This is a genomic window from Priestia sp. JV24 (assembly GCF_025910025.1).
GTDB lineage: Bacteria > Bacillota > Bacilli > Bacillales > Bacillaceae_H > Priestia > Priestia megaterium.
This window is the reverse complement of record NZ_JAPCIN010000020.1, coordinates 677,763-702,922: the sequence shown is the minus strand read 5'-3', so window position 1 is coordinate 702,922 and position 25,160 is coordinate 677,763. Positions and strand designations below refer to the sequence as shown.

At 34.2% G+C, this 25,160-nt stretch carries 27 protein-coding genes and 2 other RNA genes; 20 read left to right on the top strand and 9 right to left on the bottom strand.

Translation table 11 applies throughout. From position 1 onward, the window contains the following. Positions 1 to 588: 588 nt before the first annotated feature. A complete protein-coding gene (locus OK414_RS19015; RefSeq protein ID WP_168797088.1) occupies positions 589 to 744 on the top strand; it encodes a hypothetical protein in 156 nt (51 codons plus the stop codon). A gap of 141 nt (positions 745 to 885) precedes the next feature. Here OK414_RS19015 and OK414_RS19010 read toward each other — a convergent pair whose 3' ends face one another. Next, entirely contained in the window at positions 886 to 1,626 is a 741-nt protein-coding gene (locus tag OK414_RS19010) for an alpha/beta fold hydrolase (protein ID WP_034649990.1), read from the bottom strand. A gap of 711 nt (positions 1,627 to 2,337) precedes the next feature. On the opposite strand from OK414_RS19010, the gene OK414_RS19005 reads away from it, so the two are divergent. After that, positions 2,338 to 2,610: a GlsB/YeaQ/YmgE family stress response membrane protein gene (locus tag OK414_RS19005; RefSeq protein WP_034649992.1), complete on the top strand. Its 273-nt coding sequence runs from the start codon at positions 2,338 to 2,340 to the stop codon at positions 2,608 to 2,610. A 450-nt stretch (positions 2,611 to 3,060) separates the two neighbouring features. Continuing rightward, complete coding sequence (locus OK414_RS19000) at positions 3,061 to 3,534, top strand: hypothetical protein (RefSeq protein ID WP_034649993.1); 474 nt, start codon at positions 3,061 to 3,063, stop codon at positions 3,532 to 3,534. Between the two features lie 320 nt (positions 3,535 to 3,854). On the opposite strand, the gene OK414_RS18995 is transcribed toward OK414_RS19000, so the two are convergent. Beyond that, positions 3,855 to 4,691, bottom strand: a complete 837-nt coding sequence (locus OK414_RS18995) for an STAS domain-containing protein (protein WP_034649995.1) — start codon at positions 4,689 to 4,691, stop codon at positions 3,855 to 3,857. Between the two features lie 220 nt (positions 4,692 to 4,911). Next, entirely contained in the window at positions 4,912 to 5,235 is a 324-nt protein-coding gene (locus tag OK414_RS18990; RefSeq protein WP_034649997.1) for a hypothetical protein, read from the bottom strand. On the opposite strand from OK414_RS18990, the gene OK414_RS18985 reads away from it, so the two are divergent. Further along, positions 5,206 to 5,850: an amidohydrolase family protein gene (locus OK414_RS18985; protein WP_263045355.1), complete on the top strand. Its 645-nt coding sequence runs from the start codon at positions 5,206 to 5,208 to the stop codon at positions 5,848 to 5,850. The genes OK414_RS18990 and OK414_RS18985 overlap by 30 nt on opposite strands. Before the next feature lie 247 nt (positions 5,851 to 6,097). Here OK414_RS18985 and OK414_RS18980 read toward each other — a convergent pair whose 3' ends face one another. Further along, a complete protein-coding gene (locus tag OK414_RS18980; protein ID WP_263045354.1) occupies positions 6,098 to 7,006 on the bottom strand; it encodes a DMT family transporter in 909 nt (302 codons plus the stop codon). Between the two features lie 538 nt (positions 7,007 to 7,544). Between OK414_RS18980 and OK414_RS18975 the strand changes: the two genes are divergently transcribed. Then, entirely contained in the window at positions 7,545 to 7,745 is a 201-nt protein-coding gene (locus tag OK414_RS18975; RefSeq protein WP_263045353.1) for a hypothetical protein, read from the top strand. Between the two features lie 107 nt (positions 7,746 to 7,852). On the opposite strand, the gene OK414_RS18970 is transcribed toward OK414_RS18975, so the two are convergent. After that, a complete protein-coding gene (locus tag OK414_RS18970; protein ID WP_016765072.1) occupies positions 7,853 to 8,725 on the bottom strand; it encodes a LysR family transcriptional regulator in 873 nt (290 codons plus the stop codon). A gap of 125 nt (positions 8,726 to 8,850) precedes the next feature. Here OK414_RS18970 and OK414_RS18965 point away from each other — a divergent pair, with 125 nt between their 5' ends. The 6 genes from OK414_RS18965 (at position 8,851) to OK414_RS18940 (ending at position 13,130) form a co-directional block, all read left to right on the top strand. After that, on the top strand, positions 8,851 to 9,960 hold the full coding sequence (locus tag OK414_RS18965; protein ID WP_205661745.1) for a Gfo/Idh/MocA family protein: 1,110 nt from the start codon (positions 8,851 to 8,853) through the stop codon (positions 9,958 to 9,960). Positions 9,961 to 10,133: 173 nt separating this feature from the next. Next, positions 10,134 to 10,727: a YdeI/OmpD-associated family protein gene (locus tag OK414_RS18960; RefSeq protein WP_205663076.1), complete on the top strand. Its 594-nt coding sequence runs from the start codon at positions 10,134 to 10,136 to the stop codon at positions 10,725 to 10,727. Positions 10,728 to 10,866: 139 nt separating this feature from the next. Continuing rightward, a complete protein-coding gene (locus tag OK414_RS18955) occupies positions 10,867 to 11,238 on the top strand; it encodes an iron chaperone (RefSeq protein ID WP_095378952.1) in 372 nt (123 codons plus the stop codon). A 124-nt stretch (positions 11,239 to 11,362) separates the two neighbouring features. Continuing rightward, a complete protein-coding gene (locus OK414_RS18950) occupies positions 11,363 to 12,070 on the top strand; it encodes a DNA alkylation repair protein (protein WP_034650029.1) in 708 nt (235 codons plus the stop codon). A 162-nt stretch (positions 12,071 to 12,232) separates the two neighbouring features. Then, positions 12,233 to 12,526 carry an RNA polymerase alpha subunit C-terminal domain-containing protein gene (locus OK414_RS18945; protein ID WP_263045352.1) on the top strand — a complete coding sequence of 98 codons (294 nt, stop codon included), beginning with the start codon at positions 12,233 to 12,235 and terminating at the stop codon, positions 12,524 to 12,526. A 118-nt stretch (positions 12,527 to 12,644) separates the two neighbouring features. Next, positions 12,645 to 13,130 (top strand): tetratricopeptide repeat protein, encoded by a 486-nt coding sequence (locus tag OK414_RS18940; RefSeq protein ID WP_263045351.1) that lies wholly within the window; start codon positions 12,645 to 12,647, stop codon positions 13,128 to 13,130. Between the two features lie 264 nt (positions 13,131 to 13,394). On the opposite strand, the gene OK414_RS18935 is transcribed toward OK414_RS18940, so the two are convergent. Then, positions 13,395 to 13,583 (bottom strand): hypothetical protein, encoded by a 189-nt coding sequence (locus OK414_RS18935; protein WP_014458940.1) that lies wholly within the window; start codon positions 13,581 to 13,583, stop codon positions 13,395 to 13,397. Positions 13,584 to 14,095: 512 nt separating this feature from the next. Here OK414_RS18935 and OK414_RS18930 point away from each other — a divergent pair. After that, entirely contained in the window at positions 14,096 to 14,323 is a 228-nt protein-coding gene (locus OK414_RS18930; protein ID WP_263045350.1) for a hypothetical protein, read from the top strand. Between the two features lie 282 nt (positions 14,324 to 14,605). On the opposite strand, the gene OK414_RS18925 is transcribed toward OK414_RS18930, so the two are convergent. Next, the gene (locus tag OK414_RS18925) at positions 14,606 to 17,140 is read right to left on the bottom strand and encodes an NB-ARC domain-containing protein (protein ID WP_263045349.1); all 2,535 of its coding nucleotides are present in this window, start codon (positions 17,138 to 17,140) and stop codon (positions 14,606 to 14,608) included. Positions 17,141 to 17,440: 300 nt separating this feature from the next. Between OK414_RS18925 and OK414_RS18920 the strand changes: the two genes are divergently transcribed. The 3 genes from OK414_RS18920 (at position 17,441) to OK414_RS18910 (ending at position 21,085) form a co-directional block, all read left to right on the top strand. Then, positions 17,441 to 18,502 (top strand): NAD(P)-dependent alcohol dehydrogenase, encoded by a 1,062-nt coding sequence (locus OK414_RS18920; RefSeq protein WP_128820090.1) that lies wholly within the window; start codon positions 17,441 to 17,443, stop codon positions 18,500 to 18,502. Between the two features lie 192 nt (positions 18,503 to 18,694). After that, complete coding sequence (locus OK414_RS18915) at positions 18,695 to 20,089, top strand: MFS transporter (protein ID WP_263045348.1); 1,395 nt, start codon at positions 18,695 to 18,697, stop codon at positions 20,087 to 20,089. Positions 20,090 to 20,104: 15 nt separating this feature from the next. Next, entirely contained in the window at positions 20,105 to 21,085 is a 981-nt protein-coding gene (locus OK414_RS18910) for a carbohydrate kinase family protein (protein WP_013084278.1), read from the top strand. Between the two features lie 320 nt (positions 21,086 to 21,405). Here OK414_RS18910 and OK414_RS18905 read toward each other — a convergent pair whose 3' ends face one another. Continuing rightward, entirely contained in the window at positions 21,406 to 21,789 is a 384-nt protein-coding gene (locus tag OK414_RS18905) for a MerR family transcriptional regulator (RefSeq protein WP_263045347.1), read from the bottom strand. Positions 21,790 to 21,897: 108 nt separating this feature from the next. Here OK414_RS18905 and OK414_RS18900 point away from each other — a divergent pair, with 108 nt between their 5' ends. Then, a complete protein-coding gene (locus tag OK414_RS18900; RefSeq protein WP_263045371.1) occupies positions 21,898 to 22,287 on the top strand; it encodes a carboxymuconolactone decarboxylase family protein in 390 nt (129 codons plus the stop codon). A 582-nt stretch (positions 22,288 to 22,869) separates the two neighbouring features. On the opposite strand, the gene OK414_RS18895 is transcribed toward OK414_RS18900, so the two are convergent. Next, positions 22,870 to 23,025: a hypothetical protein gene (locus OK414_RS18895; RefSeq protein ID WP_013058266.1), complete on the bottom strand. Its 156-nt coding sequence runs from the start codon at positions 23,023 to 23,025 to the stop codon at positions 22,870 to 22,872. 356 nt (positions 23,026 to 23,381) lie between these two features. Between OK414_RS18895 and OK414_RS18890 the strand changes: the two genes are divergently transcribed. From OK414_RS18890 to ffs, 4 genes are all read left to right on the top strand, one after another. Then, positions 23,382 to 23,642, top strand: a complete 261-nt coding sequence (locus tag OK414_RS18890; protein WP_095378986.1) for a hypothetical protein — start codon at positions 23,382 to 23,384, stop codon at positions 23,640 to 23,642. Between the two features lie 526 nt (positions 23,643 to 24,168). After that, a complete protein-coding gene (locus OK414_RS18885; protein WP_013084255.1) occupies positions 24,169 to 24,348 on the top strand; it encodes a small acid-soluble spore protein H in 180 nt (59 codons plus the stop codon). A gap of 342 nt (positions 24,349 to 24,690) precedes the next feature. Next, a non-coding RNA gene (gene ssrS, locus OK414_RS18880) (6S RNA) lies at positions 24,691 to 24,879 on the top strand. A gap of 13 nt (positions 24,880 to 24,892) precedes the next feature. Continuing rightward, positions 24,893 to 25,157: signal recognition particle sRNA large type (gene ffs / locus OK414_RS18875), an RNA gene on the top strand. Positions 25,158 to 25,160 lie beyond the last annotated feature (3 nt).

Here is a 25,160-nt window from a genome sequence, read left to right as displayed (position 1 = left end):
TTTTCATCAAGAAATAACGAAATTCAGTGCTTTCATCTCTTTGTTGATTCAAAATTTATGGTTGCCATGTGTGAAAAGGAATATAACGACATCGTTATATTCCTTTTTCCTTAAAAGAAGGAATCTTAATTGCTCTAAACATTGAGAATAAGTATAACCAATGAGGACAAAAGGTTGTACACTGATAAAAATCCAGTGCTTTTTTCATACGTTTCTAATTAACATAGTACTTGTTCTCGGCACAAAAATAAGTAATGCACTATTTTTGAATAGATTATTTATTTCTTGTAGATCACTTCGTAACCGACATATATAACGAATAGAGCTATGAAGGTAATTCCTATTTCTATAAATGATCCGCAGATTATCCCTTCAACACATATTTCACCATTATTAAAAGAGACTCCCATATCTAACACCCCTATACATAACAATGTTAGAACATATGTTTATCTATTTCGTTTTAGGTACCATAATGGCGCTTATCGGAAATTATATGCTAAGTAGCGTGTTTAAAATCTTTTCATTTATAACCAGAGGATGAAAGGTTTATTGTTGGGAAAAATAAACCTGAAAGGAGTGTACTGGATGAAAAAACAAAAAAATTCAACTGATAAACCAACAATTGCAGAAGGAATGAATACTGAAGATGAATTGCAAAAAGATGCAACCCCAGAGGAAATTTCTAAAGGAGAATATACTAACGTAACTACTCTCTCTTTAGATGAAAATGATCCAAGCTAGATTATTTTAGGACGAATTTTTATTACACCGTTTATTTGAAACGGTGTTTTTGTTGATTATTTTTCTCTAGTAATTTCCCCTATCCCGAGCATTATATTAGTTACCATAATGTACTGGTATGCTCCCCTTATAGGTAGCTGATTATGAATTTTGAAGAATCCTCTCAATTGCATTTATTACATAATCCGGCTCATCTCTTTGAATATAGTGTCCACTATTAGGTGCTATAACTAACGAACTGCAGGTTGATAAGTCCAATAATTCTTCCTGCATACGCAGCCATAAAGCTTGTGCCTCAGGCGAATAAAAAGCTTTTTTTCCTGCTGCAAGAATAATAACGGGTGTATCTATAAGTTTTTTTCTATGTATTTTTACTTGTTCTAAACTCTCCATAAATTGGTCATAGGTACCCTCATGGATAAACTGTTTATTATAAGCTTCCTGAAATTCTAAAGGCATGATTGGAAGGAAACGCTGCCTATAATCCTCTGGAGTTGAATCTACAAGGATTAAACCTGCCACCTCATTGGGATACAAAGAAGTATACAATCGAACATTTACCCCACCAAAAGAATGACCAACTAATATATAGGGAGGAGTTAAATGCAATTTTCCTAGTAGCATTCTTAATTCTTTAACCATTTCAGAACTAACTCTTTTATTAGAGCTTATAGTGCTCTTTCCTAAGCCAGCTCGATCGTAAATAAGAACCCTTGTACATTTAGCAATTGATGGCGCTATTTCTGTCCATGCTTTAGAATAATCACCATAACCTGCATCCATTATAACTGTTGGAGATCCTTCATCTCTTCCAAATATTTTTGTATATACTTGAAAACTACCTATATCAACTAGTTCCTCACGTTCTAAATCCTTTTTCATTTAAATATAACTCCTTCCAGAATATATAAAATATCACTTTAAATATTACTATAATAAAGGGGTGAATCGTTATAATTTAATGCATACCATATGCAAAATTAGTTGACATAACAGGTATTATCAGAAATCAAGTGTCATTATGTGTCGAAGGGGTAATGTAAAAGAAATAACATCAGGAGGGGAGGACATGCTCGATAACTATGAACGTTTCCTATTCCATAGGGAGATTAAATGTTTAATTGCGGATTATGAGAAGTGTAGACATCTACCTACTAAGAACGAGTTATACAATCAGATAGTATTTCTAAAAAAAACACTTAAATATGGATGTAAAAAAAGAATATCTAGATAGTAGAAGCTATATATTTGTCGAGAAAAACAATTGATCTCTAAATCGGATTGTTTTTCTCTTTTTTATATAAAAGAATAGGTTCTTATCACTTGAATGAAATAAAAAGGAGATCACTAAGATATCATAAAACGAATTACACGACCCATAGAAGCAAATAAATTTATGATATATGGCATATTTTTGTTTAGGAAACTCACATGGTGAATAGGAATAGCGCTTAGTAACTATTTAAAGAAATCTGTGTGGAATTTTCTAAGTAATTGAGAGAAGAGCCTCTAAACAAGAAAAAAATCCCACGATTAATTCGTCTCATTTAGGGGTAAAGTCAACTAAATCTTTTAATAAGGAGACGATTCTTAATGGAAATCCTATGGATGCTAATTGTTGGAGGGATTATTGGTTGGATTGCTAGTTTAATTACAGGCCGAGATGTCCCTGGTGGAATTATCGGTAATATTATTGCTGGTTTTATTGGTGCCTGGTTAGGTGGACTTATCTTAGGTAATTGGGGACCAGTCGTAGGTGGATTTGCAATTATCCCAGCTATTATTGGATCGATTATTTTAGTATTAATTGTAAGCTTTATTATGCGCAAAATGGGACAGAAGAATAATCATGGTCATCATGCATGAGAAAGAGATAAAATGTAAATTGTAATGACTAATAATACCATTCTAATGTTATCTGACTTTATTGAAGAGAAGCAATTCAAACTAAATTCTCACCTTATTTATGTGCTTAGTACAATGGATAAAGATGTTGAAAATGAGACGAGAGTTTAATGATAAAACAATTGCTTTGCAATAAAAGAACGGAAAAAACATAAAAATTGAATCAGCATATCTTATAAGCGACCTTATAATTCTAATTGAAATTAATGAGGTCGCTTATTATTGGGGTAAATCTTTTAAAAATATGAGCCGGTATATTTCCCCGCAATTAATGTTAGTGATTAATGAATCCAGGATAATATTTGTTTATATACATTATTTATCGTGATAGCTAGTGAAAAATGACGTCCCCTTTTTATGTTTTGTTATAATAAAAGTATATATGATAAGGAGAGGGCAGAGAATTTAAGTATGATACTTATTAAAAATAGCGAAGAAGTAATAAGAGAAGCAAAACATCAACTTCACACAACCATGGATGATTATCAAACCGAAATTGTCTCTATTTTTGATAATCACCATATTCTAATGAATCAACGAATTAGATTAATGATTCTTTTATCGGATATAAAAGAGCAGGCTGTATTAATTGGAAAACACGCTGCAGTCAAAGGGAGACTAGAGTGTGAAGGGCAGGATCAATTAATTACAGAAGTTATAGATGAAGTTCCTTTCCAGTACAGTAAAGAAACAGTAACCGATTTAGAAGATAATATACAAATCAGTAAAAAAGGAATTGAAGATATAGCAAAAGAGTGCGGATTAGATACTGAAAAAATAGTTAACCTAAAAGCTCTTCTACTTAATCTAAAGGTGTCTAGTTACATAAATGGACACTATGAAATGTATGTAAAAGATAACACTTTATCTAGAAAAAGATCTTAGTACGTGAGGATAAAACGAATAAAGTTTTAACTATACGTAAAACTAATTAAGACGCCGTGAGGCATCAGTACTTAAACTTAAGATATGTGTAACAGAAAAACTACTGTATGTGTGGGAGCAGTAGTTTTTCTGTTTTCAAGCTGTATACTCCCTACATTTTTAGCTACCTTAATGCTTTTCTAGGCGCAAAAAGCCTTATATCTTGGGACTGACCCCTTCCTATAATGCTTTTCTGAATACTGATTTATTTTTTCAAAAACGATTCTAATTTCATAAATTCATTTCCATTTCTTTGTGTAGAGTACACTTACCTATTCCTCCTACATTTGATGGAGTTCTAGATATTCTTTTAATGTTTGCTGTAACGTCCCTTTTGTTTCTGCCTTGTCTTCAAAGGAGATTCCTGAGTGAATCATTGTTCGCACCAGGTCAGCACGTAAACCTGTAAGAATTGCCTTACATCCCATCATTGAAATTCCAGTTAATATTTTTTGAAAATGGTCAATGACATGCATCTCCATATTAGCAATTCCAGAAAGATCTATAATTAATGTTTCAATCCTTAAATCTGAGATGCTTGTCAGTACTTTCTCCTCAATCGTTTGGATACGATATGTGTCAACCCTTCCGATCAATGGTAATACAGCTACAGATTGGCTAAGTGGTATAATGGGTACCGATAGATGTTCAACTAAGTCCCTCTGGGAGGCAATTAATTCATCTTTATATTTGGAATAACTAATGAGAAAAGTGTTAAGAAATTGATCAATCTTATCATTAATACGCTTCTCTAAGGCATAAAATTCTTCACGGCTCTTAAAATGGTTATTTATTCGATCATATTGATAGAGAAAATGCCACAATGTTCGCCTAATGGCCTGTACCCATTCTAGTTTGAAGGCAAGAGTTAAAGCGTGCTCCGCCCAAGCTACACCTTCTTGCTCAGCAAAAGCAATGAGTTGTTCTTCTTTTTGCTCCACTACATATAGAGATAACTTTTGAGCATTTTTTAAAAGATCAATATTTCCAGTTTCTAAAATGTCGTTAATTTTAGAGGCTACATTAACCGCCTCCGATAAGAGTTTATCCTGGAAATTTTGTTTATTATCTCTAATAAAATCAGTCATTTTCTCTCTCTGATTATAAATAGCTTCCATTTTGAATACACCCCTTATTTGTTTGCTGATTATCATTATCCTTAATTAATCCATATCTCTAAATGAATTATTATCTATTGTTATTTTTAGTCTTTTTATATAAAGGAAAGGCCTTCTTCTTTTTGCTAACGACACTAGATATGTTTTTAGGTGAAAATAACAAAACTCTTATAATGAATCTTCAAACCTGGATATACCCATAGTAGTGCCACTTCTTTCACTATGATAAAGGGTCAATAGAATTTTTTCCACTGTCTGATATCCATTCAGATAGTTCATCAAAAATGTTCTGCATTTGTTCTTTATTTAACGTGTCAACATTCTCCCATGCACTAGAAATATAAACCTCTAGATGATCAGGACAGGAAATGGATTCAGTAATAAGGGATCTATAAAATAAAGGATTACCACCTTTATCTACTTCACCCTTATATCTATAGTTTTCAAACGTCCAACCCTCTTTTGTTTTTTTAAAATGATAAAGGTCCTTATATCCCGACAGAGGACTGTATATTTGCATTTTGAATCTAGGTGCACTACTCAATTTCAGATACCACCTACCTCCCCAAAAATGTCATTTTTAAATAAGATTCTTTGTATCTTTACCCCTAAAACATATATTTTATTTGCATCTTTTATACCATTTTCTTTTTCTTCTGGTGATGTCACTCTAAACGATTGGGTAGAGAAGCTTGTCAAAAAGCAAAAGATGAAAGGTCTCGGAGAATTTACTCTTGGCCCAGGTCAAATTCCATTGTTAGAACCTATATTTAAAGCAGCAAGTGACTATACGTCTTTGCCTATCTGGGTACATACTTTTCATCCTTTGAACTTAAAGGATATTCAAGAGTTATTTCTTCTCACTCAAAAATATGAAAATGTGCCGGTTATATACGGGCATATGGGCGGAATTCATTGGCTACAAACGATAGAAATGATAAAAGACACTAAAAATGCTTACTTAGATATATCTGCATTTTATACAACATACGCCTTGTCTTTAGCTATAAAAGAAATACCTGAAAGAACGTTATTTAGTTCGGACTTTCCATATGGAGATCCATACTTAAATCTACAGGCTGTTAAGAGGCATACATCTAGCGGAGAAGTTGCAGAAAGAGTGTTAGGTGGGAATATCTCGAATCTGCTAAATATATAAATTCAGCGTTTTTGTTTGATGTTGTGTTGCATGGGATAACTAGCAGTGAATTTTAAAATTATTTTCTGCCTTGAAATAAAAAAGGCAGCCAAATAGAGGGCTGCCTTTTAAACGAAATTCTAGAATTTCGTTTTATCATCATATATGATGAATTCCATTTGAAATATATCATATTCTGTAGTCCTTCAGTTTCTTAATTCCTCTCTCGGAGATAATTTTAAAGACTCACATTATAAAATCTACTTACTCAATTTTGTTTATTGCTAACAAGAGTGACATGCGGAGTTTTACCTTTTGATTTCCTAGATGAAAGATATACGCCAGTAAAGATAATAAGTAGTCCAATGACTACGTTCGGAGTAATTGTTTCTCCCAGTAGTAAATAACCCCATACCATGGCCGAGGCAGGAATTAGATAAGTAACCGTCGCTGCTAATTCAGGGCCACCATTTTTATTGATATAAAAATAGATTAACTGACCCAATCCTGAACCAAAACAGCCGAGACCCACAATTGCCAGAATAGGAAGTGGATGAATTAACAAATCGGATTTGAATGGTTGAGTAATCAACATCCCAACTAAACCGATGATAGCACCTGTTAGTAAGGTGAAGGTTGTTATAGTCAGTACGCTCACCTCAGACAGAAACCGTTTTGTTAACTGCCCAGCAAGCCCATAGCAGATACAAGCAACAAGCATTGTTCCAATTCCGACAAACCCTTTCCCGAAAATCTGACCAAATTGAAAATCCATAAGGACGAGTATCCCGAAAAACCCGATAAGAATACCGATCCACTGACGTCGGGTAAGTCGATAAGAAAAAAGAATAAATCCGATAAGACCTGTCCAGATTGGAGTGGTCGCATTTAGAATAGAGGCAGTTGTACTGTTTATCTCAGTTTCGCTTAAGGAAATTAATCCCCACGCCAAACCACAGTTAAATATACCAACAACAATCAACGCCTTCCAGGGGAGTTTCTCTTTAACTTTTCTACGCTTCCACCATAAAAACGGGAGCAAGATGATTGCACCTGCTAAACAACGAAAAAATACAATTCCCCATATACCAGCTGAGGGAAGCAGCCACTTCATAAATACAAAAGATAAACCCCAAATTAAACTAAGCCCAATTAAGGCTCCATACAATCGAAACATAATACACCTCCTTACTTCATTTATTATGGCAAATTTTGTTGATTATTTCATTCTGAAATTTTGCTTTTTAGAACATTTTCTCATGTTTTTTTGTTTTCGTTATCTTGATATCTTTCTCTAGGTATATAAGGTATTTCTTTTTTAATAATAAATTCGACGCTATTCATAGGAATAATGTCAAATTTAGAGTTTTTATTGAAAAGAGAACCTTTGTTCTTGTATGATATAGAGAACGAATGTTCTTTTTTTGAAAGTTCTTTCGATCGATTATGAGTAGCTACCAAACAGGTTCATTACATGTATCGACATGCAGGCATTCCTTGCTTTATTTTTTCTATTAAATGCAAACGTTGAAGAAGAGGAAAAAATGAGCTTGTTGGAGGATATTGTAATAAGCGCAAACAAGCCTATGCGCTTGCCAAAACGATTGATTAAATTTGGCTTTCTCTTTAGAAGCCCCAACTATACTATCATCTTAAAGGGAAAAGATAACCAATATATAAATTATAAAAAATTAGTTTTCTAAGGAGAAATAACATTGAACTCTACACTCAATAATTCAGAAGATATAAAAAGGGAAGAAGGACAAAAGCAGCTGCTTGAAAAAAATCTTCAAGCTCCCAGAAATAAAAAATGGATAATCAACTTTACTTGTACTATATCTCTTCTTTTATATGAGGGAAGATTAAAAAAGAGCCAATCAAACATTGATTTACTCTTTTTTATAAATGGCTGCTAAGAATACGCTTTATGTAAAGCGAAAAAATCCTTCACTGTACCTATATAAAAAACAATGATAGCCAAGAAATCACAAAAAGGGTTACAGAAAAAACTGTAACCTCAATATTAAACTTCTACTCTTCTAAAAGTGTCCCCAAGGAAGTTATTCAATTCAATAAACTGTTTTTCGATAGGGGTAAATTCATAATTTAGCCGGGAAATGAGATAAAAGTCAGTGTACCGATAAGGTGGTGGAACTTCTAAAAAATTATGGATATTATAACGGTTTGCGATACGCTTAGATATTAAGGAAATTCCCATGCCCATTAACGCAAATTTTACTAATGTTTCTGGATCGCTGACTTCGATCATGTCACCTTGTTCAATATGTAAGCTGGCGTAAATAGTATCTAATATTGTCATGTACAAACACTTATCTGAAAGTACCAGTATATTCTTTTGTCTTACATAGTCATCGAATGTCGTGTGTTGATCAATATCGCGACCAATGACAACCATTTCTTCTACGCCTACTTTTTTATATTTTATCTTTTGGTTGTTTAATGATCCAATTGTATAAGCTACATCGATTTGTCCAAGTAGAATTTGATTTTCGATATATTCGGTTGAACCCGTTTTTAGTGTTACTGCTAGATCTGGATAGGTGTTGTAAAGTTTGTTTAAAGCGCTTGAGAATTGAGTGCCCCCAACTGATATCATGGTGCCAATACGGAGTTTTTCATCTTGTTTCTTCATTTTATTTTCAGTTTCTTCCCAAAGAAGCAATATTTTTTTAAATTGGTGGTACAATTTTTCTCCTTGTTTGGTTAATTTAACGCCCTTTGAGTTTCTAATAAACAGTTCTTGATTATAATAGCTTTCTATTTTCTTTATTTTGGCGGTCATATTAGATTGAAGGTGGTTCAATTTCATTGCAGCCGCAGATATATTTCTTAATTCGGCCACTGAAACAAAAGCTTTCATATTTTCAATATCCATTCATATTCACCCTCCATCAAAAAAAGTGATATAGCTATCATATTTTAACATTTAAAATAATGATTCATTTTAATTATACTTGATTAAAAGGTAATATTTTCTACAAAATGTGGGAGGAATGTCTAATGAAGGAGAAATTAATAAAAGTAGGAATTATAGGGGGATCTTTAAATAATCAATGGGCGAGCAAAACACATATTCCAGTACTGAAAGAAAGCCCTTTTTATCGAATAACCGCAATTGGAACATCAAAAGCAGAAACCGCCAAGGAAAGTGCGAGAGTACTTAATGCTTGCCATAGCTTTACAGATTATAAGGGACTAGCGCAATCTAAAGATGTTGATTTAGTAGTAGTTAGTGTAAAAGTTCCGTTTCATTACGAAGCTTCAATTGCAGCAATAGAGGAAAAGAAACATATTTATTGCGAGTGGCCTTTAGGTGTAGATACTAAGCAAGCAATTAAACTGGCAAAGTTAGCGGATAAGGTGGACATTCACCATGCGATTGGGTTACAAGCAAGACAATCTCCCGAGGTGAATTATGTAAAGCAGGCTATTAACCAAGGGGAAATTGGAAGAATTATCTCCTGTACCATGCAGGTAGCGACACAAGGAAAGGGTGGAATAACAGATGAAGCAAACAGCTATATCTTAAAAAAAGAAAATGGAGCGAACCTTCTTACAATCAATGGTGGACACTCGCTTGATGTTCTGTGCTACATCTTAGGTGACTTTAAAGAGTTATCGTCGATAATGAATACGCATTATACAGAAGCTCTCATACAAGGAGCAGAAGTTACGGTGTCAAAGGATACAGCGGACCAAATCTTAATACAGGGAACACTCAACGGTAACATTTCAGCTGCTGTTCATATTCAAGGCGGAGTTTATCCTGCTTTTCAATTAGAGATTAGAGGAGAAAAAGGTGTTTTTCGCTTAACCCAGAATTCTTCATCCGGTCACGTACAATTTGGTAATCTCAAAGTAGAGAAGGTTAAGTATCCTACTTATTTATTAAGTACTGAAAGTGTGTATGTTGAAGAGATAAACGTATCTTCGGTAAAAGATAATCATCCAAAAGATTACGTTGAAAAGGCTTATAAGGTGTTGGCAAAAGATATATTTGAACATAAAAGTCAAATTCCAAACTTCCACGATGCTGTTAAACTTCATAAATTATTAGATGCGGTTCGAACATCTGCAGAGACTGGTGAAAGGGTAACGCTTGATAAATAAACGAAAGCCTCTTTCTTATAAAGTTAAAATATTTATGATTTTAATAACTATCAAGTCAGTTGAAGAAGGGCATTTCCTACATTTGAAGAATAGTAACACCATTAAATGAATTGAAGGTTGACTGTATGATTGCGAGAGCCACAGATTAAAAAATTGAATAGGAGTGTTCCATGATGACAAATAGTAAAATGAATCCTAAGGTCGATGAATTTTTAACTAAAGCTAAAAAGTGGAAAGAAGAATATGAGACGTTGAGAAAGATTGTTCTTGACTGTGAGTTGACCGAAGATTATAAATGGATGAACCCTTGTTACACGTTTGAGAAAAAAAACATTGTTTTAATACATGGATTCAAAGAATACTGTGCGCTACTGTTTCCTAAAGGTGCTCTGTTACAAGATTCTCATGGTATTCTAATCCAACAAACGGAGAATGTACAAGGAGCGCGGCAAATTCGCTTTACCAATGTGCAAGAAATAGTTGAAAAGGAAGCCGTCTTAAAAGCTTATATTTATGAAGCTATTGAGGTGGAAAAAGCCGGATTAAAAGTCAAAGTCAAAAAGCATGAAGAACTCATTATTCCTGAAGAGCTACAGCATAAATTTGATGAAATACCTGCTCTAAAAGATGCTTTTACTACATTGACTCCAGGACGGCAAAGAGCATATATTCTTTATTTTTCTGCGGCCAAACAATCTAAGACTCGAGCATCAAGAGTTGAAAAATGCATTCCGAACATTCTTAATGGAAAAGGATTAAATGATTAGTACATTTTATTTAAAACATGGCTAATATAAATTGTTAATGTATTTGAGTTAAAAATGAAATAAGGTTAAGTGAACTGACTGATGTTCCATTTATATAAAAGTAGAGTAGATTAAAAAAATTATTTGAGGAGAAAATGCTATGGAAGTTTTTGCAGAATATTTAGCGCGTATAGATAGCCCTGACCACCGTGATCGAACAGAGGAAGTTTTGGCTTGGATTGCTAATACTTTCCCGAATTTGGAACCACAAATCAAATGGAATACGCCAATGTTTACTGATCATGGAACATTCATCATCGGCTTTGCCTCAGCGAAACATCATTTGAGCGTTTCACCTGAAGAAATAGGGATTGCGCACTTTAATGATGACATTGCCCAGGCTGGATACAGCGCTACCAAAGGCCTATTTCGAATTCTATGGACTGAGCCAGTAAACTATGAATTACTTAAAAAAATAATTGAGTTTAATATGTTAGATAAGAAAGACTGTTCAACTTTTTGGCGGAAATAAAAAGCAGATTATGAAAGGTGAACTGATCCCCAAGCAGCTTAGGAATTACAGGATAAATTGGAAGCTGAACTAAAAAGAAAAGATGATCCAGTTTACGAATGGAGAAGAAGGAGGGTACAGAACGATGGATTTTGAAATGGTTATGAAAGAACTAGAAGCGCTTGGTACGGAACGAATTAAAAAGACTTACATAAACAATGGTGCACACGATCCGCTTTTTGGAGTGGCAACAGGGAAAATGAAGCCGATTGCAAAGAAAATCAAGAAAAACCAGGCTTTAGCTGAGCAGCTTTACGCTTCTGGCAATTACGATGCTATGTATTTTGCTGGTATCATTGCAGACCCAACAGAGATGACTGCGGAGGATTTTGAGCGTTGGATTGATAAAGCGTATTTTTACATGCTATCCGATTATGTAGTTGCAGTCACTTTGTCAGAAACCGATTTTGCGCAAGTTGTTGCTGATAAATGGGTGGCAAGCGGTGAAGAACTTAAAATGTCGGCAGGTTGGAGTTGTTACTGCTGGCTTTTAGGTAATCGTCCTGACGATGAATTTAGCACAAGCAAGATTGCCGATATGCTTAATCAAGTGGAAAACACGATTCACGATTCTCCAGATCGAGCGAAATCGGCTATGAATAATTTTATCTATACAGTCGGTGTTTCATATTTGCCACTTCATGAGAAGGCGCTTGAAACGGCAAAGGCAGTAGGTCCAGTCGAAGTTAAGAAGGATAAGAAAAAAAGTAGTATTCTTCTTGCTTCCGAAAACATTCAAAAGGATATAGATAGAGGACGGCTTGGTTTCAAACGCAAACATGTAAGGTGTTAGCATGATTTGTAATGGAGCTGCACTACCTGAAATGAGACTAACAAGCATTCAATGATAATTAGCTTACTATACGTAGGATGTTTTGTTCCTTCATAAATCATCCATTGAAGAAGTGGCAGGGGATAAAAGCTAAAAAACTCTTGAGAAAAGGAGAGATTAAAAATGAAAATCCAAAAGGGAAATCTAAGAATCTGTCATAAAGGACACAAATATTATAAAAGCAGCAGCTGTCCGACCTGCCCAACCTGTGTGCAAGAACGCAAACCTGACAATGAATTTCTTTCAGTGCTATCAGCACCAGCAAGACGAGCATTGGAAAGCAACGAGATAACTTCTTTGCAGCAGCTATCAACATTTAGTGAAAAAGAGATATTACAATTTCATGGTATGGGGCCGGCTTCTTTACCTAAACTTAGAACAGCTTTGCAGGCCAATGGATTAGCCTTTAAAAATTAAACAGATAGTTAAAGCAAGAATTAGATCTGGATAAAGTGTACGAATACGCTGAATTTCCGGATATGGAAGGATGTTAAGAGATAAATAGTGGGAAAAAGAAGGATTGGAGATTTAAGTAATGAATAACAAACTAAATAAAGCGTTAGCGTTACGAAAGAATGGAAATCACAAAGAATCTAACGAATTGCTAAGTGAATTAGTTAAGGAATTTCCAGACGATGGTTTATATAATTATCAATGTGCTTGGAGCTTTGACATATTAGGGGAAGAAGAAAAGGCAGTGCCCTTTTACGAAAATGCCATAAAGATAGGATTACCTTCTAAGGATATGGAAGGGGCAGTATTGGGGTTGGGCAGCACATATAGAGCCTTGGGGGAATATGAAAAGTCAAAAGATATATTTTTAAAAGGAATGGAATTGTTCCCAGATAATCATGTAATTAAAGTTTTTTATTCCATGACTTTGTACAATTTAAAAGAACATAGCAAAGCGATGGAACTGTTACTGAAATGCTTACTAAATACGACAAATGACAATGAAATACTAAGTTATAAAAAAGCCCTACATTTCTATTCAGATAAACTGGATCAGACTTGGAAGTAGCTTATAAAATTCGTTGAATATAAGTTCCTTTCCTGAAACGAGGAGAGAACTTTTTTTGTAACAATACTGGCAGGCTTCCTTTGATAAAATGACTTTTTAAAATTATAGATTGTGAAGAAATACATTTAAACTATAGGAGGCTTTGTTGAATAAGAAAGCCCTTACATATTGTATATGTCTAATATGTAAGGAGCCTTATAAGAATCACATTTAAAATAGGAGATCTTTTCTTTTAATCTTGCGGTTTTTGTTTTGTTGAAGTACTTATGTTTGTACCACTCTATCTTTACTAAACTCTTCTTCAATTAGCTTATCCATTAGAAAATGATAAAAAACGTGATAATTCGTTTTAGTTAGTTTGTCCAGTTCCTGGTGAGTGATGATATTATGTTGGATGAGTAAACCTATAGCAGCTGATATACAATTTACTTTTAAATCTTCTTCCCCTAACATATAAATCACCTTCCCTTATTTACTAAGTAACCCATTCTATATAATAGGCATACTTAAGACACGGACTGATATAAGCTCTTTTCTCAAATTATTGCTCTCGTGCTGATAGAAAATGATGATAAAATGTTCTCAACACTTTTTGATGCCTACTGTTATCTTTATATACTGCGCTTTCTTTTCCTGCAAAAAAAACAAAACGATTTAAATTTTCCCTTATTTTGGAATGTTGTATTTGTTTTTAACAGTTAGAGAAGCTTTTGAGTGCTCAGTATGTATCTGAATGTCAACACCAAGAACTTATGAACACCATCCGAGGAAAGTGAATAATGGAATTTATTTTAATTGGTTCTTATTATTTAGCTTATGTAAATGTGAAATAAATGTGGTTTTTCTGGAAGGAAAAAAGGCAACTTTAACTATGTCATAAACTTCCCTGTAGGTAATTATTAAATTATATAGGGGAATTTACATTTCAATAAAATACTGTTATTACAAGTTAGTGAGGTAGAAGTATGGAAGAAAACAATATTAAAAATTTAAAATCCGAAATTATAAAAAAGCATGAGGTATTATTTGCAAAGAGATTGGAACTTGAGAGTGAAGCAAGTCGTTTGATGTTAGAAATTAATTTATTGGATGCACAGAATACTGTTGATAAAGTAAGTCAGTTAAACAAAAAAATAGATGATATAACATTTGAAATGGATTATTTGAAACAAGCCCTTGAAGCCATTAATTAAGCTATATATATATCAAAAAAGTGTAACTAATTCTATAAGTATAACCACGAGCAAATTTAAGAGGTATTCAAGCAACTCAAATTTTTCAGATGCAACTAGTGGAGAAACCAGAGTAATTTTAACATAATCCTTTTATATAGATGTAATTGCGTTAGTCTAATAAAAGCCAAATAGAAAAGAGTGATCAACTTGGAAGAAATAAGAGGCCAGATAAATTTCAACCTAATTGAAGCACTACATTCAAACAAACAGCCACTTGTTTCATACAAGTGGCTGTTTTACTTAATTCTCTCTAATATTATGTTTAATAACTTCATTGAATTCTTCTACTTCTTTTCGAATACTAATGGTTGGTCCCCAAGAATCGATAAGGTTTATAGCTTCTTGGATAGAATGTAAAGCCTCTATATTCTCTCCTTTTCGTAATAGCAATTGGGCCATCCCGTAGTGATAGTATATTAATTCAATTTGGTTGGCTTTGTCTTTCTGATAAAGAAGGCTATTAAAGCATTTTTCTGCTTCCTCAAGCATATCACAAATGACATAAGCTACACCTAAATTAAAGTAAGCTTCAATGGTCTTTTCTCCTCCATATATTAAACTGATTTCATTAGCTTCTTCATATAATCGGATTGCTGCTCCATAATTTTTATAGACCATACATAGATCACCTCGCACTAATGAAATTCTATGTTGAATCACCGGTGTAGTAAAGATCTCCCTAACTTCTTCAAGAATACATTCTGCTTTGTTAGGATTATTTTTCTTCAACAAGAGCCTTGCTTTTAAGGCAAGTCCCCAAGCTTTCAAATCGTAAACATCAGACCTGTCTGAGCTTAACTGATCTAGTGTCTTTAGACCGGAATCTATTTGTAGCAGGGAACCATCTAGGTTATTGACCTCCATCAATGCCCAACCCAATGTATCAATTCTAAAAAATGCCTCATAGGTATGTTTTCTAAGTTGTTTTGCATAATCAGCTGCTATTTTTCCATATTTGATCCTTAACGGTAAATTAATTCGACTTAGAAAATGGCTTATGCGAAATACCAGCTCAATCAAAAGCTCTTTTTGATCGGATTCGTTTGCCCATTTTATAACCTTGAGTATATTCGGCCATTCTTTCTTAATTTCCTCTAAATCACGACCAAGCAAATAACTCCAATAAATCGAATCCGGAAGATCCCGTTTTAAATAGTTGTCTAAATATTGGATATAGTATTGGCTCCAACGCTTACGTGCTACATTTTCAAATTGTTTATCTTCTAACAATCGTTGTTCACCATATGTTACTACGGTTTGATGACCTAGATAATGGATTTTTCCTTCTATACGTTCTCCTTGGATAAGCGCAAATAATTTCATTTGATCAACAGCAAAATGGAATTTTCGAGCGTCTAGTCCAGCCGCTGTTGCCCAACTTTTCTCGTCAGGAGGTTTGCTGAAAAAGCATAACACTTTCCAAAGATGTAAAGTATCTTCATTACATTTCTCCCATGTGCGTCCGAAAAGAAAATCAAATAATTCCAACAGTGAGTAACCGGCTTTTCCTAGTTCCTGAATAAGTTGCTGAGCAGGAATGTCATCATCTGCAATGTAAGCTATACTAAGAGCGATAGCTTTAGGATTTCCAGCAGTAGCTGAAATGAGTTGTTCACGAGTTTCAAGAGGGCTATTTAATAACTGTTTCATTTGTTCTTGTTTATTCGATGAATTAGACATTTTCATATGTTGTTTTACTTCGTAAGAAAGATAGTTAAGAGCATCGTCCTTTTCCAGTCCCTTTAGTTGAATGGTTACTATATCTCTAAAGTTGTTTCTATATTTTTGCTGTAGATTCTCGCGAGATGTGAGTAATACTTTAACGCCTTGTGGAAGATTAGTAATAAATTCATAAATTTCACTTTCAGCTGTATCGATGCTATCAATCACAAGTAATACAGGTTTTTCTTTTGCATAATTAGCTAATGCATTGCGAACTACAAAACGTTTCTCGTCAATGGATCGGTTGATTTGCTCTATCCGTCCAAGTTGGTAAGCAATTGTATTTAGAAAATCACTAAAGGTTAGTCCCTTCCAGTCAGCACTAAACCATACTATAGAATTGAGGTTTGGCCAATCCATCTCAAGGCTTTCTGTTTCCCTATAATTCTTCTGAATACACGCATATGCTACTTCAAGAGCAAGAGTTGTTTTTCCAATACCAGCCCATCCGGAAATTAAACATAATGGAGAAGGGGAAGTTACCCACTGACGAATTGCCTCCAGGTCAAAGTGTCTTCCAATAAAAACTCCTGACCAGCGTGCTGGTAAGTTATGTATTGTAAAATGTTCCTTTGGAGTAGCAGCTTCAGTCTGAAGTTTATTATGAAATATTTTTTTTACTACTTCCTCAATATCTTTATTAAGGGGTGCACCAAATGAGTTGTCTGCCCCTAATATTTTTGCCTTTTCCAGACACGAAGATACCCAAGCTGGTAAAGCAGGTTTAAGAGTGGGTATAGAAGTTGTTTCCATCAGCTTTGAGAACCAACTGATATCTATATCCGTTTTTTTTAATATTATCCATATGATGCCGAAGAGCTTTCCATCGTCAATACGACCAGGAATATATTTTAATCCCATCTGACCTATCCAACTTTTAATTGTATTGGGAGATACACCTAGTTCATTTGCGATATTAGCTATATAAGATTGTCCTAGTGAGCTATCTTCGCCTTTTTTCCTTTTAATCTTATAATCAGGGTGAAGTTTTAGTTCTTTAACACCCAAAGATAACAGTTCTGCAAATGTTTCCCGATCTTCAATTTCAGCCATGAGAATCTTACACCTCCTATTAGCTTTATTTTAACGCTATATCTTTGTATGTATATAAAAAGAAAAGTACAGTGTTACTGTACTTTTAGACAGTATAAAAGGCTATTAATGGTGTGATGTTAGCAGGTAAAATTAGCTCATGTAATAAAAAACTCTAAAATGTATGCACTTACATAATAATAAAAATATATTTAAGGAACAGTCAAGTGCATTAGAAATTTATGAGTTGAAAGTAAATTCATATTTATTTTTACGTTATGGATTTATATAGAATTTCTATTAAAGAAAGGAAAATTATTGATGAATAACAACTTACCTAAAACTATGAAAGCAGCTGTCATGCACGGCACAAGAGAAATCAGTATTGAAACATTGCCTATACCACAAATTGATGAAAATGAAGTTTTAATTAAAGTAATGGCTGTAGGAATTTGTGGCTCAGACTTACATTATTATACCCAGGGTAGAATTGGTAAATACAAAGTAGAAAAACCATTTATCCTTGGACATGAGTGCTCAGGTGAGGTTGTAGCTATTGGATCAGCTGTTGAAAGATTTAGAGTAGGGGATCGCGTAGCCGTTGAACCAGGAGTAACCTGTGGACATTGTGAAGCATGCAAAGAGGGAAGGTACAACCTTTGTCCAGATGTTCAATTCTTAGCAACACCACCAGTTGATGGTGCCTTTGTTCAATATATAAAAATGCGTCAGGATTTTGTCTTTTTAATCCCGGATTCCCTTTCCTATGAAGATGCTGCCTTAATAGAGCCTTTTTCAGTTGGTATCCATGCAGCGACGAGAACAAAACTTCAGCCTGGGTCAACGATTGCGATTATGGGAATGGGACCGGTAGGGTTAATGGCTGTAGCAGCAGCGAAAGCATTTGGAGCAAGTACAATAATAGCAACAGACTTAGAACCATTGCGTCTTGAAGCAGCAAAACGAATGGGGGCAACTCACGTTATTAATATCAGAGAGCAAGATCCTCTTAATGAAATTAAAAATATTACTGAAAACGTAGGCGTTGACGTTGCATGGGAGACTGCAGGGAATCCAAAAGCATTACAATCTTCACTATCTTCAATTCGTCGTGGTGGAAAATTAGCAATCGTAGGTTTACCTTCTCAAAGCGATATTCCACTCGATGTACCATTTATTGCTGATAATGAGATTGATATATATGGTATTTTCCGCTATGCCAACACTTATCCAAAAGGAATTAAATTTCTTACTTCCGGTGCAATTGACACAAAGAATCTTGTAACAGATAGATATCCGTTAGCCGGCACACGTGAAGCGATGGAGCGAGCACTAAATTTTAAAAACGAATGTTTAAAAATTATAGTGTATCCAAACGAATAAAAACATTATACTTGAAAGCTAGATTTCTAGTTGATATTTATGACGAGATTCTTGAACTTTTAATTTTCAGATGCGGAGTTAAAATAAGACATTTGCAACTAAACCGCATCTGTTTTTTCTTTAAGGTAAATGTTTATAATACGACTAGCTTTCTTAACATATTTTTGAAAACGCATTCTGGAGGTATTACCTATGTTAAACGCAGAACAATCACAAATATTAGAGGCTGAAAGTAAAGGTAAACCTAATTCTATTCCTAGGTTATCCTGGTTAGAACGGTTTGGATATGGATCGGGAGACATGGCATATAATATTGTTTTTCAATTCGTTAATGCCTATCTACTTTTTTATTATACTGATGTCGGAGGTATCCACCCTGCAGCTGTTGCAACATTATTTTTAGTAGTACGAGTTCTGGATGCTATTTTCGATCCTATAATGGGAGTTATTTTAGATAAAACTAATACACGTTGGGGAAAAGCAAGACCCTACTTATTATGGGTTTCACTTCCTTTTGCGTTATTTACCATCCTATGTTTTACCAACCCTCACTTAGGGTCAACGGGCAATGTTATATATATGTACATTACCTATATCTTACTAGGGATGGCGTTTAGTATGCAAACGATCCCAGTTAATAGCTTAACAGGGAGGATTACCAATAACGTTCAGGAGCGCACGGTTTTAACAACTACTCGTATGATATTGGTTTATGTAGGAATACTCCTTTCCATTTCATGCGCCACCCCTCTTGTAACAGCTCTTGGAGGAGGAAATCAAGAATTTGGATTCCAAATGGCTGCGCTAGTCTATGCTGCTGTAAGTATCATTTTAAATCTGTTTAGCTTCTTTACAGTACGTGAGCGCATTGCTCCTAAAAAGAGTAAAAAACATGGGCTTAAAGTAACTTTATCTGTTTTGTTTAAAAACAAACCACTACTAGTACTAGTTTCGTCTTTCTTGGCATTTGCTATTGGTTTTAATATTAAACTTAGTACAATGGTTTACTATTTTACTTACAATGTTCATCAAAAGGAATTAGTATTTTGGGGCACTGTTTTATTTTTTGGAGCTGCGCTAATTAGTAACTTATTTATTCCTTTATTCTCTAATAAATGGGGTAGAAAGAGTGTAATGATTGTATCAGCTACAGTATCTCTTATTTCATATATAGGACTCCAATTTACTTCTTTTGATTCAATTGCTTTAATTTTATTTTGGCTGTTTGCTTCGGGATTCTTTACCACTCCACTAAACACACTAGCTTGGGGGATGGTTGCCGATTGTGTAGATTATGCTGAATGGAAAACTGGAGTTCGAGCAGATGGTGTTGTTATTTCCTTAATGAGTTTTACTAATAAGTTAGGGGTTGCACTTGCTGGATCATTCTCAGCCATCTATTTGGGGATAGCAGGCTATGTAGCTAATGCAGAACAAACCGTAGCTTCCTTAAATGCTATAAAAAATATGAATGCTCTAGTGCCAGGAATTTTCATTTTACTTTCTGTATTAATAATCTGCTTTTATCCTTTAACTGAAAAAACATATAATCAAATGATTTTGGATTTAGAGAAAAAATCTAAGTAAATGAGTGTGATATAAGTGCAAAATAGCATAAGTGAAAATGCTCCAGTTGTTTGTGTAGGAGAATTATTAATTGATTTCTTTTGTAGCAATATTAATTCCAATTTAATAGAGGGACGCCAATTTTTAAAAAATGCCGGTGGAGCACCAGCAAATGTATGCGCAACCATAGCGAAACTAGGCGGTAATGCATCATTTAGTGGTAAAGTAGGTAAAGACCCATTCGGCTACTTTTTAGAAGAAACCTTAAATTCATTAAACGTAGATACTTCGATGCTTGCTTGGGATGAAAAGGTAGCAACTACCCTAGCTTTTGTGTCTCTACAAGAAAATGGTGAGCGAGACTTTGTATTTCATAGGGGAGCTGACGCTTTAATGACAATGGAGGACATTAACCTAAATGAAATAAATAAAGCTAGAATCCTTCATTTTGGTTCAGCCACGGCCATGTTAACTTCTCCATTCCGTGAAACTTATTTAAGCCTTATCTCTAGTGCTAAAGAGGAAGGAAAGTTTATTTCTTTTGATCCTAACTATCGAAGAGATTTATGGAAAGGAAGATTAATTGATTTCATCTCAATCGCAAAGAAAGCTATTGCTTTAAGTGATTTTGTAAAAGTAAGTGATGAAGAATTAGAGATTATCACAGGCATTAAGAATCATGAAGTAGGTGTTGATACCCTACATAAAATGGGAGCTAAAATTGTAGCAGTTACTCTTGGAAAAAGGGGAACATTGATATCTAATAGTAGAAAAAAAGAACTAGTGAAGAGTATTCCTATTAAGTCAATTGACTCTACAGGAGCTGGGGATGCTTTTGTAGGTGCAACGTTGTTCAAATTAGCTAATACACAGAATATCAAATCCATTAAAAATGATTTCGAGCAGCTACTCGACATTATTGCATTTGCAAACCGAGTTGGAGCGCTGGTATGTACAAAGATAGGAGCAATTGAAGCACTGCCAAATATTGAAGAAATAGAAATTACTAGTGTATAAACAGCCTAGCGGTAATAATACAATAACTAGACATCATTTTATATTAGTCCTATAGCAAAGCCATTTTATACAATATACGCCTTGTCTTTGGCTATAAAAGAAATACCTCAGAGAACGTTAATTTAGTTCAGATTTTCCATATGGAGATCGATATTTACATCTACAGGCTGTTAAGCGTCATACATCTAGTCAAGAAGTTATAGATAGAGTATTAGGTGGGTCTCTATTAAATATATAAATTCAGCACCTTCTATTTGATGTTAGCCTAGGTACTATAAAAAGAACTTGAAAAATGTGTTTCAAGTTCTTTTTTATATTTATTAAGATTGTTGGTTTTCCACTGTCTCTAATTTTTTATAGTGCGCAATTTTTTCTTCAATTCTCTGCGAATTTAACTCTAGTTCCTCTATCTTGCCTAAGACATCTTTATAATGTTCTTCTAACAATTCCTTTCTTGCAGTAATAGTAGAATCTCCTTTCTGTCGCAAATCAGAAAACTGCTTCATTTTAAGCATAGGCATTCCTGTAACACGTAACCGAATTAAAAACTGAATCCAAGCTAGATCAACGTCTGTATATTGCCGATATCCGGTTTGGTCTCTTTGCACATTTTTTATTAATCCAATTTTTTCGTAATAACGCAAAGTATGTGTAGAAAGACCGGTCATACTTGCTACTTGTTGAATACTGAATAAATTTTCCATATTTATTATTATAACATGAGAAATAAAATGCTTGCTTTAGAGCGCGCTCTAAAGCGTAATATCTAACTTGTAAATAAAATAACTCAGTTGTAAGGAGAGATTCAGTTGATGAATGAACGTTACGAAAATGGTTGGAAAACGTTAATGGAAGTAGATGGAGAGGGTGGAAAACGAGTAATTGAATCATTAAAAGACATCGCTCCTGACATTGGGAAATATGTCATTGAATTTGCCTTCGGAGATATTTATACAAGAGAAGGACTTAACCTACAGCAAAAACAACTAGTTACAATAAGCGCGCTTACGACACAAGGAGGGTGTGAACCACAGCTGCATGTTCATATTAATGCTGCGCTTAATGTAGGTCTCACACCACATGAAATAGTAGAAGCCATTACTCACTGTATTCCATACACTGGCTTTCCTAGAGCGTTAAATGCTATTTTTATTGCTAAACAAGTTTTTACAGAAAGAGAATTAACCGTAACTTTGAAATAAAGGCATATGTGTATAAGGCAAGTCGATTTTAATTGAACTTTTAAACAGAGGTACGTCTTGATTAGGATAAACACAATAAATCGTAGTAGTACTCTGAAAAACACGATTTATGGTATAAGGTTAACCTTAGAATGAATACATTCCTTTTTTATAGGAAGGATCTTAATTGCTTCCTAAAATCAAACTTATATAAAATAAGAAAATATCTCAAAATAATGGCAGAAAAGGAATCCCAAAAGAGGTTACAGAAAAAACTGGAACCTCGATATTAAACTTCTATTCCTTTAAAAGTGTCAATAAGAGAGTTATTCAACTCAATAAACTAAACTGTTTTTCGATAGGGGGAAATTCATAATTACTTGATTTTGAACAGAAGGTTCCAAAAAAAATATTCCTTCATTACTTAACGATTATCTAATGTGAGATACTTTTTTTATTTGAATTCTGTTTCCATAATAGAATTCAAATTCTCTTTAGCTTGGTGCCTGTTTTTCGTATAATTCTTCTTCACTCTATAAAAGAAACCTCGGTTCAAGTCATAAATTTGAACTGAGGTTTCTTATTATCTTTGAAAGGTTAAATTTATTTTTTATTTACTTGGCGTCCACTTTTTTTCTGGCTCTGGGAACTTGTGTTGCCAGTTTGAAATTCATTGCCTAATTCGACATCATTTCTTTTATCTTGCTTCTCTACTTGCTCTCTTGTCTGATTCTTTTTCTGTATCCCTTGTTTTGACATTACTTATCTCATCTCGCTTTCATTTAGTATTGTTTTTAATATGTGCAACTATAAGAAAAAACATATAAATTAAATAAATAATTTGTTAGTTGCTTCTGAATCAAAACCCTATTTATCACCAAGCTAACCTCGGCATATAAACAACCGAGCACATCTTACATTACTACCTACACCTCCCCTAATGCAGTAATTACTCTTTTTTAGTTTTAGGGTGAACGGACAAGCTTTATGGGATTAATTTGATTTTGGAATAGGTGAGAATAGTATCGTAAAAGAGACGCATAATTAGTAAAACAATTACTGTTGTTTAAAGTGTCAAGAGATGAAGATTTTACTCATTTTTGGAGGAAGTTGTAATGGAGAAAGATCAAACGTTGAAAAACGCGATGAATGAATGGGCACGTGTAACTGAGGATCCCCAAATGTTAATGACTTATGAAGTAAACCAGGAATTCCAAGTAGATGAAAAATTGACATTAAAAAAAGCTGAAAAGCAAGGGGAAAAAAGAGCTATTAAGAGAGTAGCATTAAGAATGCTGCAAAAAGGTATGGATAATCAAACAATAGCTGAATTAACTGAGCTTACGGAAGAAGAGATTGAACAGATTCGTAAATAACGAATGTAAACCGAGGGCAGGAAGGAATAGGTCCAAAACAACATTTTATTTTATCACGATAAAAAAAGGGCTACCCCAAAATAGGAAAGAGGTAGCTTGCTCTACTCAAGCTGAAAATTGAATACATTGGTTGAGTTAAAACAACTACATTATTTTAACTTGTATAAAATTTTTAGTAAAACGCTATCATTTCCAGTTTTATTAACTAATTTCCTCTGCTAAAATGGAATCATAGGGATGAAGAGAGAAGGGTAGATGAGGCACATGAGTACGAGTCTATTGCTAACTTTAGGGGTTATATTTTTGGCAACAATAGCTATAGCCATTTTAATTAAGATTCCAGAAGAAGATTAAATTGAATAATAAAATAAAAAGCTATCTCAAATAATAAAGGAGATAGTTTTTTTACTGCTTTATGTCTCATTTGAACAATTAAAATTGATTTTGTATGGAGGAATTAAATGCATAAAAATTAATTAAAAACAAATACTTTCACTGTCATAAATAAAAAGGAGGCTAGATAAAGATGGATGCACAAAGAGCACAAGAAATTGCCGATTCAGTGGACATGGCCAATGTAATATATAACGGGAAAAGCATTTACATTGAGCATGTAGACCAACAAAATGGGGTAGCTACAATTCATAACCTGGATGAACCAAATAATAAGCAAAGTGTTTCTATATCTGAACTAGCAGAACAATAATTTACTCTTAAAATAAAAAAGCCGCTTTATTTAGGCTTTTTTATTTTTCTGTTATTTTTATCGAGAGAGGATGAGAAGAAAAAATAACCACATCAGAAAAGTGTTGTTAGATCAAGGATGTATAAAAATCTAACTGTAATGAACTTTACTTTTAAATGGAGGACTCAATATAATGAAACGCGACTCCTTATAACTTCCATCTTTCAAAGAAATCCCTTCCCAACAACAGTAAATTAAGCAAATAAGAAAATATTGAAGGCTAGGAGTCATATTTTCGTTTATGTTGACTTCTACGAAATTTTATTGTAGGATAATCTATATCATCAATAAACACATTAAATACTTATCCTACGATGCACGTTATGCCCTATTTGTTTTGAACCGTACTGTTTACTTGGGATTCCTACATTTATTGACGGATGCCATGCCTGTCTTTGACACAGGATCGCTGGAACGTTAATATGCGGAAACCCACCTGCGAGATCGCGGGTTCACAAAACAGATTGGGAGGACGACATAGGTGGGAATCTCTTAACTATACATACCGTGCTAGACGGGGAGATGGCGGTGCCCTGTAACCTGCAATCCGCCTTAGCAGGGTTTAATTCCTAACAGAGGTATGAGTCAGGTAAGGTCTGACTTGGACAAGTGGTGTTGACAACTAGGTCCTGCACAACAGAAACCTATGAACATGGTCAGGTCCGGAAGGAAGCAGCCATAAGTAGATTCTTCTGTGTGTTGCAGCACAACCCGGTCGAGCTAACTGTACAAGTAACGCTTATTTGATCATGTCAATGACGGGTGCACGGTGT